Source organism: Vandammella animalimorsus (genome assembly GCF_002285265.1).
Taxonomy (GTDB): domain Bacteria; phylum Pseudomonadota; class Gammaproteobacteria; order Burkholderiales; family Burkholderiaceae_C; genus Lampropedia.
In genome coordinates, this window is the sequence record NZ_NSJB01000001.1 from 843,003 (window position 1) to 856,370 (window position 13,368).

13 protein-coding genes are annotated in these 13,368 nt (G+C 66.7%); 9 read left to right on the forward strand and 4 right to left on the reverse strand.

All coding sequences use genetic code 11. The features are described 5' to 3' along the window. Window positions 1-61: 61 nt before the first annotated feature. Window positions 62-1,126 (forward strand): CDP-6-deoxy-delta-3,4-glucoseen reductase, encoded by a 1,065-nt coding sequence (locus CK625_RS03580; RefSeq protein WP_095538841.1) that lies wholly within the window; start codon window positions 62-64, stop codon window positions 1,124-1,126. 50 nt (window positions 1,127-1,176) lie between these two features. Beyond that, window positions 1,177-2,178, forward strand: a complete 1,002-nt coding sequence (locus tag CK625_RS03585) for a Bug family tripartite tricarboxylate transporter substrate binding protein (protein ID WP_095538842.1) — start codon at window positions 1,177-1,179, stop codon at window positions 2,176-2,178. A gap of 157 nt (window positions 2,179-2,335) precedes the next feature. Here the strand turns inward: CK625_RS03585 and CK625_RS14210 are convergent, their stop codons facing one another. Continuing rightward, window positions 2,336-2,464, reverse strand: a complete 129-nt coding sequence (locus CK625_RS14210; RefSeq protein ID WP_275250342.1) for a hypothetical protein — start codon at window positions 2,462-2,464, stop codon at window positions 2,336-2,338. Between the two features lie 138 nt (window positions 2,465-2,602). Here CK625_RS14210 and CK625_RS03590 point away from each other — a divergent pair, with 138 nt between their 5' ends. The 7 genes from CK625_RS03590 (at window position 2,603) to trpA (ending at window position 11,319) form a co-directional block, all read left to right on the forward strand. Further along, a complete protein-coding gene (locus tag CK625_RS03590) occupies window positions 2,603-5,458 on the forward strand; it encodes a FimV/HubP family polar landmark protein (RefSeq protein WP_095538843.1) in 2,856 nt (951 codons plus the stop codon). A gap of 209 nt (window positions 5,459-5,667) precedes the next feature. Next, window positions 5,668-6,552, forward strand: a complete 885-nt coding sequence (truA, locus tag CK625_RS03595) for a tRNA pseudouridine(38-40) synthase TruA (RefSeq protein ID WP_095538844.1) — start codon at window positions 5,668-5,670, stop codon at window positions 6,550-6,552. An 8-nt stretch (window positions 6,553-6,560) separates the two neighbouring features. Continuing rightward, window positions 6,561-7,307, forward strand: a complete 747-nt coding sequence (locus CK625_RS03600; RefSeq protein ID WP_095539075.1) for a phosphoribosylanthranilate isomerase — start codon at window positions 6,561-6,563, stop codon at window positions 7,305-7,307. Between the two features lie 58 nt (window positions 7,308-7,365). After that, window positions 7,366-8,646 (forward strand): tryptophan synthase subunit beta, encoded by a 1,281-nt coding sequence (trpB, locus tag CK625_RS03605; RefSeq protein ID WP_095538845.1) that lies wholly within the window; start codon window positions 7,366-7,368, stop codon window positions 8,644-8,646. Between the two features lie 27 nt (window positions 8,647-8,673). Continuing rightward, entirely contained in the window at window positions 8,674-9,819 is a 1,146-nt protein-coding gene (locus CK625_RS03610; RefSeq protein ID WP_095538846.1) for an AAA family ATPase, read from the forward strand. Next, a complete protein-coding gene (locus CK625_RS03615; protein WP_095538847.1) occupies window positions 9,816-10,460 on the forward strand; it encodes a DUF4276 family protein in 645 nt (214 codons plus the stop codon). The genes CK625_RS03610 and CK625_RS03615 overlap by 4 nt, the downstream gene beginning before the upstream one ends. Before the next feature lie 28 nt (window positions 10,461-10,488). Next, window positions 10,489-11,319 carry a tryptophan synthase subunit alpha gene (gene trpA, locus CK625_RS03620; RefSeq protein ID WP_095538848.1) on the forward strand — a complete coding sequence of 277 codons (831 nt, stop codon included), beginning with the start codon at window positions 10,489-10,491 and terminating at the stop codon, window positions 11,317-11,319. A gap of 4 nt (window positions 11,320-11,323) precedes the next feature. Here the strand turns inward: trpA and CK625_RS14050 are convergent, their stop codons facing one another. From CK625_RS14050 to CK625_RS03630, 3 genes are all read right to left on the reverse strand, one after another. Then, a complete protein-coding gene (locus tag CK625_RS14050) occupies window positions 11,324-11,617 on the reverse strand; it encodes a hypothetical protein (RefSeq protein WP_238945478.1) in 294 nt (97 codons plus the stop codon). After that, window positions 11,563-12,057: a hypothetical protein gene (locus CK625_RS03625; RefSeq protein WP_238945479.1), complete on the reverse strand. Its 495-nt coding sequence runs from the start codon at window positions 12,055-12,057 to the stop codon at window positions 11,563-11,565. Before CK625_RS03625 ends, CK625_RS14050 begins: the two co-directional genes overlap by 55 nt. A gap of 143 nt (window positions 12,058-12,200) precedes the next feature. After that, the gene (locus CK625_RS03630; RefSeq protein ID WP_095538849.1) at window positions 12,201-13,127 is read right to left on the reverse strand and encodes a YicC/YloC family endoribonuclease; all 927 of its coding nucleotides are present in this window, start codon (window positions 13,125-13,127) and stop codon (window positions 12,201-12,203) included. Window positions 13,128-13,368 lie beyond the last annotated feature (241 nt).

Sequence of the window (13,368 nt, forward strand, 5' to 3'; positions counted from 1 at the left end):
CATCCATGGTTTGCACAAAACCGGCCATGGTAGCGCGTCTGCCCTGGCCTTTTCCGCAACGATGAACACCACCACTGCTTCCTCTGCGCTGCACGTGACCGTGCTGCCCAGTGCCCGGCGCTTTGACGTCGCTGCCGATGAATCCGTTCTCAATGCCGCCATCCGCCAGGGCGTGGGCCTGCCCTACGGCTGCAAGGATGGGGCCTGCGGCTCCTGCAAATGCAAGCTGCTGCAGGGCCAGGTGCACATGCTGCCCTACGCCAGCAAGGCGCTGAGTGAGGAGGAAAAGGCCCAGGGCTACATCCTCACCTGCCGGGCGCAGGCGCAAGAGCCCCTGGTGCTGGAGTCGCGCCAGGTCACCCAGGCCGACGCCTTCCCGATCCGCAAGCTGCCCGTGCGCGTGCAGACGCTGCAGCAGCGCAGCCGCGATGTGATGCAGCTGACGCTGCAGCTGCCGGCCATGCAGCGCTTTGAATACCACGCCGGGCAGTACGTCGAGTTTCTGCTCAAGGACGGCGCCCGGCGCGCCTACTCGATTGCCATCGCGCCGCACGAGCAAAGCGTCGCGCCGCGCCTGGAGCTGCACATCCGCCACTTCCCCGGCGGGCTGTTCACCGATCACGTCTTCTCGCAGATGAAGGAAAAGGAGGTGCTGCGCATTGAAGGCCCGTTTGGCAGCTTCTACCTGCGCCAAGACTCCGATCGCCCCATCATCTTGCTGGCCTCGGGCACGGGTTTTGCGCCCATCAAGGCCATCCTCGAGCACATACAGCACCGACACATCGAACGCCCGGTGCACTTTTACTGGGGCGGTCGGCGGCCAGCGGATTTGTACCTGCACGACTGGCTGCAACAGCAACTGCCTGCCATGCCGCAGCTGCGCTACGTGCCCGTGGTCTCCGACGCCCTGCCCGAAGACGGCTGGCAGGGCCGCACCGGCTTCGTGCACCAGGCCGTGCTCGACGACTTCGACGACCTCAGCGGCTTTGAGGTCTATGCCTGCGGCGCCCCCATCGTGGTCGAGAGCGCCCGCCAGAGCTACACCCAGCAGCGCGGCCTGCCGCCCGAGCACTTCTACGCCGACGCCTTCACCACGGCGGCCGACCTGGCCGAGACCACGGCCTGAGCCCGTCCGCCATCGCCCTACCTTTGCCCACCCCATTCAGGAGATCCCCCATGCGTCTTGCCAAACTTCTGCCCGCGCTGCTGTGCAGCCTGGGCCTGCTGAGCGCTGCCGGCTCGGCCCAGGCCCAAAGCGCGGCCACTGCGCCGGCCCGCCAACAGGAAGCCACCGCCATCGTCGTGCCCTACGCCCCAGGCGGCCCGCTGGACATCTCGGCGCGCGCCCTGGCCGATGCCCTCAAGGACGCCATTGGCCCCACCATCGTGCACAACCGCCCCGGCGCGGGCGGCAACATCGGCCTGGGCCAGGTGGCGCGCAGCACCGCCGATGGCAAGACCCTGGGTGTTGGCGCCGTGGCCACGCTGGCCATCAACCCCTGGCTGTACGCGCAGATGCCCTACGACGCGCAAACCGCCTTCGAGGCCGTCAGCCCCATCGCCCGCGTGCCCAATGTGCTGGTCATGAATGCCCAGCGCGCCAAGGCGCTGAACATCGGCTCGCTGCAAGAGCTCATCGCCTACGGCCGCAAAAACCCCGGCAAATTGAACTACGGCAGTGGCGGCAACGGCAGCGCCGGGCATCTGGCCGGCGAGCTGTTCAAGCGCATGGCCGAGCTCGACGCCGTGCACGTGCCCTACAACGGCGCCAGCCCGGCGCAGCTGGCCCTGCTGTCGCAAGAGGTGGACTTCAACTTCGACAACCTGGCGGCGGCCTCGGCCAACATCCGCTCGGGCAAGCTCATCGCGCTGGCCGTGACCACGCTCGAAGCCAGCGAGCTGCTGCCGGGCGTGCCTCCCATGGCCCAGAGTCTGCCGGGCTTTGCCGTGGACACCTGGTGGGGCCTGGTGGCCCCGGCCGGCACCCCGGCCGAGCAAGTCCGCGCCTTGAACCAGGCCGTCACCCAGGCCCTGCAATCGCCCGCCATGCACAGCCAGCTGCAGGCCCTCTCGGCCAGGCCCTTCACAGCCAGCCCGGAGCAATTCAAGCGCTTCATCGAGGCCGAGCGCCAGCGCTACCAAGGCATCGTCCAGGCTGCGGGCGCGCGCATTGATTGAGCCATGCGCCCCTCTGGGCCCCGCTCGCGCGGCCCAGGCAAGGCGTCTTGCCTGCATCAAACCATGCACCAGCCCGGCCCGCGCGTGCACTGCGGGCCGGGCAAACCTTGCCCCGCGCCCCAGAAAGCCCACAAAGCATGCGCTTTGAAGCAGCCCCTCAAAAGAGGGGCGCAAGCTGCTGATTTGACTGATGCCTGACTGCAGCGTTGCCCGCAGGCAACATGGCACAAAGTGTTTTCAATCGTAACAGCATTGCGCCATGAATTTCCTTGTCAGTGAAATTCATTGCTGCTATCTTCCATCAGCATTCTGGTGCGTTTTCGCCGCGTGAGGCGGCATTGCGCAGCGTTTTGGCTTTCCTGCAAAGGGCCGGCACAGTGCGCCAAGGCACCAATCCTCTCTTACATTTATTAAAAAGAAGCACATGGCATACACGCACCACTGGAAACATTCCGTCCTGACCGCCGCGGCATTGCTGGCCGCAGGTTTGCATGGCTCCAATGCCTGGGCACTGACCCTGGGGCAGATTCGTGTGCAATCGCACCTGGGCGAGCCGCTGCGCGCCACCATCCCCGTCACCAACATGACCAAGGATGAGGCCCAGTCGCTGCAGGCCAATCCGGCCTCGCCCGACGTCTTCAATGCGCATGGTGCGAACTACTCGGCCATCATGACGCAGCTCAAAGTCAAGCTGCAGCGCCGCGCCGATGGCAGCGCCGTGCTGCAGTTGAGCACCTCCGCGCCGGTGAACGAGCCTTTCCTGGATCTGGTGCTCAACACCACCTGGAATGGCGGCAGCGCCGTGCGCAGCTACGCCCTGCTGCTCGATCCCCCGGCCAGCACCCGGGCGGCCCCTGCCGTGCAGACGGCCCAAGCCGGCGCCGTGCCCAGCCAGACTGGCGCGCTGCCCGCGTTCGAACCCGCGCCCGTGGCCGCCAGCGGCCAGCCCAGCACCTCGTACCAGCGCGCCCAGGAGTGGATGCGCAGCAAAGGCCATGTGAGCAGCGGCAGCGCCACGTCGCGCCGCCGCGCCTCGGCCACCATCCCGGCCCCAGTGGCAGCGCCTGTGGCCGCCGCACCGGCGGCCACCCGCACCCGCGCCCCGGCGCCGATGGCCCAGCACACCCCCAGCAGCGCCCGCTCCGGCTCGGTCACCACCCGCCGTGGCGATACGGCCGGCGCCATCGCACGGCGCAACCTGCCGGCCAATGTGTCGCTCGACCAGATGCTGGTGGCCCTGCAGCGCGCCAACCCGCACGCCTTCATCCAGGGCAACGTCAACCTGCTGCGCTCGGGCGTCACGCTGGAAATCCCCGATGCTGGCGAGGCCCAGGCCGTTTCTGCCAAGGAGGCGCGACGCCTCATCTCCGCACAGACGCGCAACTTCAACCAGTACCGTGGCCGCATCGCCCACCGCGCACCAGCTGCGCGCGTCGCGCCCCAACCCAAGGACACGACCAGCGGCCAGGTGACGGCCCCGCCAGTCGTGGCCCCGGCGCCGCAGCCCGACACCCTGGTGCTGACCCAGCCCAAGGCCGACGCCGCACGCAAGGCCGAGGAAGACCGCATTGCGGCGCAGCGCCAGCGCGAGGAAGACGCCGCGCGCAAGAAAGAGGCGGAAGACAACGCCAGCAAGATCGAGGAAATGCAGCGCCTGCTCGACGAGGCCAACAAGCAGGCGGCCACCAGCAGCCCTGCTGCCAGCGGCAGCGGCGATGGCTCGGCCAGCACAGCGCCCGGCGCCGACAGCGGCGTGGGCATCTCGGTCGAGGCCCAGCCACCCATGCCCCTGCCGCAGGAGCCCACCCCTGCCTCCACGGACGCCACCGGCCAGAGCGGCATGGCCACCACCGGCAGCCAGGAGGGCGCGCCCGATGCGCAAGCGCCCATCGTACCGCCCGTGGAGCCTGCCGAGCCGGTTGCGCCCCCGCCTCCGCCTCCGCCCCCGCCTCCACCACCACCTCCTCCGCCCCCGCCGCCGGAGACCAGTCTGCTGGACGACTACATGCCCTACCTGCCCTACCTGGGCGGCGGCCTGCTGGCCTTGTTGCTGGGCTACGGCTTTTACCGCTACCGCCGCAACCGCGGCGAGGGCGACGTCGTCTACGAAAACAGCGGCAACATCCCCGACTCCTTCTTTGCCAGCGGCTCCAAGAACGACGCCGGGCATGCCGACCATGAGCACGCCGACAGCGCCATCACCAAGTCCGGCACGACCGGCATGTCCACGGGCGTGTCCTCCATGTCCTATTCGCCCAGCCAGATCGACGCCACGGGCGAAGGCGATCCCGTGCTCGAAGCCGACGTGCTGCTGGCCTATGGCCGCGATCAGCAGGCCGAGGAAGTGCTCAAGGAAGCCGAGATCAACAACCCGACGCGCGCGGCCATCAAGGTGCGCCTGGCGGAAATCTATGCCTCGCGCCAGGACAAGGTCGCGTTCGAGGCCAAGGCCAACGAGATTGCCCGCCTGACCCAGCAATCGGGCGCCGACTGGGTCAAAGTTGCGGAGATCGGCCGCACGCTCGACCCGGGCAATGCCCTGTACCAGACGGCCGTGGCCCAGACGCCGCTGGCCGACCCCAATGCCGGCGCCGACTCCAGCATCCTCTCGGGCTTTGGCCCGCTCTCGGGCCTGGACTTCGACTTCCAAAGCTCCTCGCAATCGCCAGCGACCAAGCAAACCGGCTTCGACACCGACAGCCGCCAGGGTGCCAGCTCGGGCGTGGCCCCGCTGAGCGATCTGGATCTCTCGCTGGACAGCCTCAACACCTCGGCCACGACGCCTTTGTCCGTGTCCGATTCTGCGGCCGCACCGCTGGATCTGGATTTCAACGCCATGCCGCCCGCCACCGCCCCGGCGGCGGACAGCAGCGCCGCCGGCCTGCCCTCCGGCCCATCCACCGGCCTGGATGCAGCGCCCGCGGCCGCCGTGACCACCCCGGCCACAGCGCCCTTGCTGGATCTGCCCACCGACCTGGCGCCGCCGGGCCCGGTCGTCAAGGACAGCCCGCCGCCGTCGCTGGATCTGGACCTGTCCGATCTGCAGTTCGACGCCCCGCCGCAAACCAGCGCCAAGGAAGAAAGCATGCTGGCCGACCTGGATCTGCAAGATGGCGGCGCCATGGCCGACAACCCCCTGGCCACCAAGCTGGCGCTGGCCAAGGAGTTCAGCGCGCTGGGCGACAACGAAGGCGCGCAGGCCCTGGCCCGTGAAGTGCTGGAGCAAGCCGACGGCGAGCTCAAGGAAAAGGCCCAGGCCCTGCTCAAAGAGTTGGGCTAAAGCCCTGCCGAACGGCTGCGCTGCGGGCCGCTGCCAGGCCCACAGCAGTGGCCATCCATGACGAACACGCCGAAGCATGCTTCGGCGTTTCTCATTGGCAGGCCCGAAAAAGCCGCGCCCAAAACCGCCCCCCAAAACCGCGCCCAATACAGCAGGCACAATGGCGGCCATTTGCCCGCTGCGCCCACTCCCCCCGCCCGCCCCGCCCCATGGACCACTCCCCCCGCATCGCCCTGGGCATCAGCTACCACGGCCAGCACTACCACGGCTGGCAAAGCCAGCCCGATGGCCAGACCGTGCAAGACCGGCTTGAGCACGCCCTGCGGCAGTTCATCGGCCAGCCCGTCTCGACCCTGTGCGCCGGGCGCACCGATGCCGGCGTGCACGGGCTGATGCAGGTCGTGCATTTCGATTCGCCCGTGCAGCGCACGCCCATGTCCTGGGTGCGCGGCACCAACCGCTACCTGCCCGGCGACATCGCCGTGCAATGGGCGCGCAGCGTGCCAAGCCAGTTCCACGCGCGCAACCACGCGCTCAGCCGCCGCTACGTGTACGTGGTGCTGCAATCGGCCGTGCGCCCCAGCGTCGATGCCGGCCGGGTGGGCTGGACGTTTCTGCCGCTGGACGCCCAGGCCATGCGCGAGGCCGCCAGCCACTTGCTGGGCGAGCACGACTTCAGCTCCTTTCGCGCCGCGGCCTGCCAATCGCACACCCCCATCAAGCAGCTGCAGGCCATCCGCATCAGCGCCACGCCGCTGCGCCAGCAGCACCCCGTGGCCGGGCCCGACGAGCGCGCCGTGCCCAGTTGCTACTGGCGCTTCGAGTTCGAGGCCAATGCCTTCTTGCACCACATGATCCGCAACATCATGGGCTGCCTGCTGCACATCGGCCAGGGCCAGCAGGCCCCGCACTGGATGCTGCAGGTGCTGCAGGCGCGCTCGCGCGCAGCGGCCGCGCCCACCTTTTCGCCCGATGGGCTGTACTTCATCGGGCCGCGCTATGCGCCGCACTGGGGCCTGCCCGAGAGCTGCGCCCTGCTCGACTTTCTGCCCGGCGGCCCCCTGGGCAGCGCACAGGAGCATTGCCGGCCATGACCACCGCCATGACCGCCGCCAAGACCACCACCGCGCCGCCAGCCGGCACCCACGCCAGCGCCCGCACGCGCGTCAAGTTCTGCGGCCTCACGCGCGAGCAGGACGTGGCCGCCGCCGTGGCCGCCGGGGCCGATGCCGTGGGCTTCGTGCTCTACCCCAAAAGCCCGCGCCACGTCACGCCCGAACGCGCCGCCGCGCTGGCGCGCGCCCTGCCGCCCTTCGTCACGCCCGTGCTGCTGTTCGTCAACGCCAGCCAGGCCGAAGTCGATACCGCCCTGGGCCTGCTGCCGCACGCCTGGCTGCAATTTCACGGCGATGAAACGCCCGAGGACTGCCAGCGCCTGAGCCACCAAGGCCGCCACCCGTATCTGCGCGCCGCGCGCATTCCGGTGGCTGCGGACGGGGCCGGGGCGGCATTCGATCTCGTAGAATTCGCCCGTCGTTTCTCACAGGCCCAAGCCATTTTGCTGGACGCCCACGTCACGGGCTACGGCGGCGGCGGGCAAACATTCAATTGGTCACTTCTGCCAACAAGCGTCACATCTCACCTCGTCTTAAGTGGTGGGCTCACACCATCAAATGTGATCGATGGCATCGCTGAGCTGCGCCATCGCGGCCTGTCGCTGGCCGTCGATGTGAGCTCCGGCATCGAGCAAGACGGCCCCGATGGCCGAACACTCAAAGGCATCAAAGATGCCGGCAAGATGATGCATTTCATGGCCGCAGTGCGGCAGGCCGATGCCAGCCAGGGCTGAAAGCCTGGCGATCGCGCCCCGCCTGGCACGCAAGCGCGGCCATTTCAGGATGAGAAAGATGACCACCACAACCACCCCTTGCACCCTGCCTAACGAACAGGGCCATTTCGGCCCCTACGGCGGCCGCTTCAGCAGCGAAACCCTGACCTACGCCATCGACGAGCTGACGGCCGCCTACGCCCGCTACCAGCACGACGCGGATTTCCAGGCCGAATTTCAGCGCGAGCTGGCGCACTACGTGGGCCGCCCCTCGCCCATCTACCACGCCGAGCGCACCAGCCGCGAGCTGGGGGGCGCGCAGATTTACCTCAAGCGCGAAGACCTCAACCACACCGGCGCGCACAAGATCAACAATGTCATCGGCCAGGCCATGCTGGCCAAACGCATGGGCAAGCCGCGCATCATTGCCGAAACTGGCGCGGGCCAGCACGGCGTGGCCACCGCCACCATCTGCGCGCGCTACGGGCTGCAATGCGTGGTGTACATGGGCGCGGAAGACGTCAAGCGCCAGTCGCCCAACGTCTACCGCATGAAGCTGCTGGGCGCCACCGTGGTGCCGGTAGAGTCCGGCAGCAAAACGCTGAAAGACGCCCTCAACGAAGCCATGCGCGACTGGGTGGCGAACGTGGACGACACCTTCTACATCATCGGCACCGTGGCCGGGCCGCACCCCTACCCCATGATGGTGCGCGACTTCCAAAGCGTCATCGGCCGCGAGTGCCTGAGCCAAATGCCCGAGATGCTGGCCGCGCAGCGCATGGCCGCCACCCAGCCCGATGCGGTGATTGCCTGCGTAGGCGGCGGCAGCAACGCCATGGGCATCTTCCACCCCTACATCCCGCACGCGGGCACGCGCCTGATCGGCGTGGAGGCTGCGGGCCAAGGGCTGGACAGCGGCAAGCATTCGGCCAGCCTGCTGCGCGGCAGCCCCGGCGTGCTGCACGGCAACCGCACCTACGTGCTGCAAGACGACGACGGCCAAATCCTCGAAACCCACAGCATCAGCGCCGGGCTGGACTACCCCGGCGTCGGCCCCGAGCACGCCTGGCTCAAAGACACCGGCCGCGCCGAATACGTGGGCATTACCGACGCCGAAGCCCTGGCCGCCTTCCACCACCTGTGCCGCACCGAGGGCATCATCCCCGCGCTGGAATCCAGCCACGCTTTCGCCCACGCCATGAAGCTCGCCCCCACCATGCGGCCCGACCAGGCCATCCTGGTGTGCCTCTCCGGCCGCGGCGACAAGGACATCGGCACCGTGGCCGACCTGGACGGCGTGGACTTCTACGACCAGCCCTCCATGCGCGGGCATGTGGTCAAGGGGGCTGGCAAGGGCTGAAGGCCGACTACGTGAAAGGAATGTGTCATGGCTGAATTCGGCACGCCTGGCCTGGCGCCCAAAGCGCCCGAACCTGCCCGTATCAAATCCGTCACCATCGAAGGCTTTCGCAGCCTGCGCGCCATTGAGGGGCTGGAACTGCCTGATTTGACGGTCTTGATCGGCGCAAATGGCTCGGGCAAATCCACGCTCATCCGTTTTTTTGAAATGCTGAGCTGGATGCACAGATCTGCCAGCTTGCAGGAATTTGTGCTGCGCCACGGTGGCGGGGACGACCAGTTTTTCATGGGCGCACGCCGCACGCCGCGTATCCATGCCGAAATCTGCCTGGAAACCAACAAGGGCGATAACGACTACCGTTTCGACCTGGTGCATTTGGCCGCAGGCGATACGGTCATGGTGATGAACGAGGCCTATCGCTTCTCGGACCGCAGCAAGCCGGGCAAGGCCATGTGGACAGAAATCGATTCGCCCGGCAAGGAATCTGCCTTGCGCACCCGAGAGGAAAAAACAGCCCAAACCATTGCGCATCTTTTGAGGCAGTGTGCGACCTACCAGTTTCACGACACCTCCTTGCAGGCCTCCATTCACCACCGCTGGGACGTCGCCGACTCGCTGAGCCTGCGCACCGATGGCGGCAACCTGGCGGCCGTTTTGCTGGCGCTGCGCGAGGCGGACCCCCGCCGTTATGAGCTCATCGTGCGGCAGATCCGCCGTGCGCTGCCCATCTTCAAAGACTTTGTGCTGGAACCCGAAGCCGGCAAGGTACTGCTGCGCTGGCGGGGCGCGCAGAGCGACAAGGTATTTGGCTCGCACCTCACCTCCGATGGCTCGTTGCGGCTTTTCTGCCTGTTGACCTTGCTGAACCTGCCGCCCGAGCGGCTGCCGGGCGTGATGTTTTTCGATGAGCCCGAGCTGGGTTTGCACCCCCACGCCATCACGCTGGTGGCCGAGATGTTCAAACGGCTGGCGCAAAAGCGGCAAATCTTCATTGCCACGCAATCGCCCTATTTGGTGGATTGCTTCGAGCTGGAAAACATCATCATCGCCAGTGCCAGCCAAGGCGAAACCTCGCTGCGCCACTTGCCGCGTGCGCAATATCAGCAATGGCTGGACGATGAATACCTGCTCTCCGACATCTGGCTCAAACAGGCCATTGGAGGCCTGGAATGATCCGCGTCTGCGTAGTATGCGAAGGCCAGACGGAAGTGCAGTTTGTGAAAAACTGTCTGGCGCCGTACTTCCAGCAGCACGCATTGCATGTATTTCCCACGCTGCTGCAGGCGCCGTCGGGCGCGCACCGGGGCGGGAGGGTGACGGTGGAGCGGCTGGTGCGCTTTATTTCGCATCAGCGCCATCAGTGCGATCGCATCACGACGCTGGTGGACTTTTACGGTTTTCAAGACCGCAACGGACGCAGCCGGCAAGAGCTGGAACAAGCCATCCTGGATGGCGTGCGCACCAAAGGCGGCGACCCTCGCTTTGTGCTGCCCTACATCCAAATGCACGAATTTGAAGGCTTGCTGTTTGCAAATGTGCAGGCGTTTGAGTGGGTGGCCGATGGCTGGAGCGAGCCAGTGCACGCCCAACTGGCCCAAGTACGAGAGGCCTTTGCAACGCCGGAGGACATCAACGGCGGCGAGGACACTGCCCCCTCCAAGCGGATCCTCTCCATCTTCGGCCCGGGCATTTATTCCAAAACCGAGCACGGCCCATTGATTGCCGAATCCATCGGGATCGACGTCATGCGGGCGCAGTGCCCCAACTTCCACGCCTGGCTGGATCGGATTGCCGCATGGAGCCAGTCTGTGTAAGCCCCCGAAATTTTTGCCTTTTCTTCCCATGAGCCGCATCCAAACCACCTTCACCACCCTCAAGCAACAGGGCCGCAAAGCCCTCATTCCCTACGTCACCGCGGGCTTTCCCTATGCCGACATCACCCCCGCCCTCATGCACGGCATGGTCGCCGCCGGGGCGGATGTGATCGAGCTGGGCGTACCCTTTTCCGATCCCAATGCCGACGGCCCCGTCATCCAGCAAGCGGGCGAGCGCGCGCTGGCGCTGGGCGTGGGGTTGGCCAAGGTGCTGGGCATGGTGCAGACCTTTCGCGCGCAGGACCAGCAAACCCCCGTTGTGCTGATGGGCTACGCCAACCCGGTGGAGCGCTACGACCAGAAGCACGGCGCGGGCAGCTTCATCCGCGATGCGGCGGCCGCGGGCGTGGACGGGCTGCTCATCGTCGATTACCCGCCCGAGGAATGCGCAGACTTCGCCGCCGCGCTGAAAAACGCCGGGCTGGATTTGATCTTCCTGCTCGCCCCCACCAGCACCGAGGCGCGCATGCAGCAGGTGGCCCAAATGGCCAGCGGCTACGTCTATTACGTCTCGCTCAAGGGCGTGACCGGCGCGGCCAGCCTGAACACCGCCGAAGTGCAGGCCGCGCTGCCGCGCATCCGCCAGCACGTGCATATCCCCGTGGGCGTGGGCTTTGGCATCCGCGACGCCGACACCGCCCGCGCCATCGGCGAGGTGGCCGACGCGGTGGTGATTGGCAGCCGCTTGATCCAGGTGATCGAGAACCAGCCGCCCGAAGGCGTGGTGGCCGCCGCCCAGGACTTTCTGCGCCCTATCCGCGCGGCGCTGGACGGGCCAGCGCCCACAGTCGCTTCTTGAGCCCTCAAAAAAAGTAGCGCGCCAGCAAGGCCAGGCCCGAGGCCAACACAATGCCGTGCATGATGCGCAGGAACTGCTCGCGCGTCAGGCGCAGCGTGATGTGGCGGCCCAGCCAAAGCCCGCCCCACATGGCAGGCAGCAGCGCGGCGGCCAGCAGCAACTGGCGACTGTCGTGGTAAGCACCCTCCAGCAGGAAGAAAAGCAACGGCCCCAGGGCAGACAGACCAATCAGCATACTTTGCGTCACGCGCAAGCACTCCTTGTCCTCCACCCGGCCCGCCAAGTAAACGGCGTACACAAAACCACCACCGCCAAACAAGGCGCTGAACGCCCCGCCCAATAGGGCCTGGCGAACGTGGCGGGAAAGGACTTGTGCGCCTGCTGGTGCCGCAGCGCATGCAGCGCATAGGCCACGGCAAGAATGCCCACCATCAGCATCACCGTGGGTCCAGTCTGGAATCCCGCCACCACCCCCACACCGTAACCGAGCAGCATCCAGGGCAGCAAGCGCTTGAGTTCGATCACGTCCACACGCTGACGGCCATCACACAGCAAATTGGTCGCGGCAGCGCCAAAGTCCAGTACAGCCAGCAATGGCCCCATGCGCAACAAAGGCATGAAAGGCTCCAGCACCGGTCTCGCTAACTGCACCACGCCAACGCCTGCAATGCCAAACACCACGTAGGCCACAGCAGCCACTATCCAGATCAATACCCATTGGGCAGCTGAGAAGTCCATCATCGCTTGCCTTTCATTGGTATGGAGAGACAGCGCTGCCCATTAGGGGCAGCGTCTCTCTGGGTTGTGCCCGTGATGGGCTGCCAGGCAGCTGGGTGGGCGGCCCTCTATCCTCTACCGCCAGGCCGCATGGCCAGCGCCATTCACTCGATGTTCTGCACCTGCTCGCGCATTTGCTCGATCAGCACCTTCATCTCCATGCTGATGCGACTGAGTTCTAGCACGGGCGATTTGCTGCCCAGCGTGTTGGCCTCGCGGTGCAGCTCTTGCATCAAAAAGTCCAGGCGCTTGCCGATCACGCCGCCCTTGTCCAGCAGCGTCAGCACTTCCTGCAGGTGGGCCTCCAGGCGGGTGAGCTCTTCGGCCACGTCCACACGCATGGCAAAGGCCGTGGCCTCTGCCATGGCCCTTTGCTCCAGCTCCTTGCGGTCCAGCGCTGGCGGGGCGTCGGCTGCGCCGTCCAGGGCGGGGGCAAGTGCTTCGTGCCAGCGGTCGAGGAATTTTTGCTGCTGCTGCGCCACGACCTGCGGCACCAGCGGCTCGGCCTGGCGCACCCAGTGCTGCAATTGGCGCGTGCGCTCGGCCAGACCCTGCGCCAGCCGCGCGCCCTCGGCCTGCCGGGCCTGGCGCAAGCCGGCAATGGCCTCGAGCACGAGCCGCTCGCAGGCCTCGTCCCAGATCAGCTCTTGCTCATCGCGCTCGTCCTGCGGTTGCGTCTGCAGCTGCAGGATTTCGGCCACCGACAGGCTGCGCGCATCCGGAAACCAGCTCTGGATCTGCGCCTGACTGTGCGCCAGGCGCTGCAGCGCCTCGACCTGCAAAGCGCCGTGCCGCACGGCTTCGCTGCGGCGCAGCGTCATGCGCACCTCGACCTTGCCGCGCGCCAGGTTTTCAGTCAGCAATTGGCGGATGCGCGCCTCGTGCGCCTTGAGGGCCTCGGGCACTTTCAGCGCCAGATCCAGAAAGCGGCTGTTGACCGAGCGCAACTCCATCCCCAGGCCCATGCCCTGGCCTTGCTGCTGCACCTGGCGCTGTACCGAGGCGTAGCCGGTCATGCTGTAGACTGCCATACGTTGTTGCAATGGTTGGTTTTCGTTACAGACGCACGCCCGTGCGTGGCCTTTGCCACACGGGGCCGCGCGCGCAAAGCAGCTATTATCCCCGCTGCCGCAGGCGGAGATGCCGGCCTGCCATGGCCTTTGCCACGACAGGTTACAACTGCAAACCCAAGCGGCAAGGCTCACCGGCCAAGCTGCGCGGCGCAGTGCGTGGCGCCAATCGGTTGCCTCTGGCGCTCGCGCCCGCGCGCCC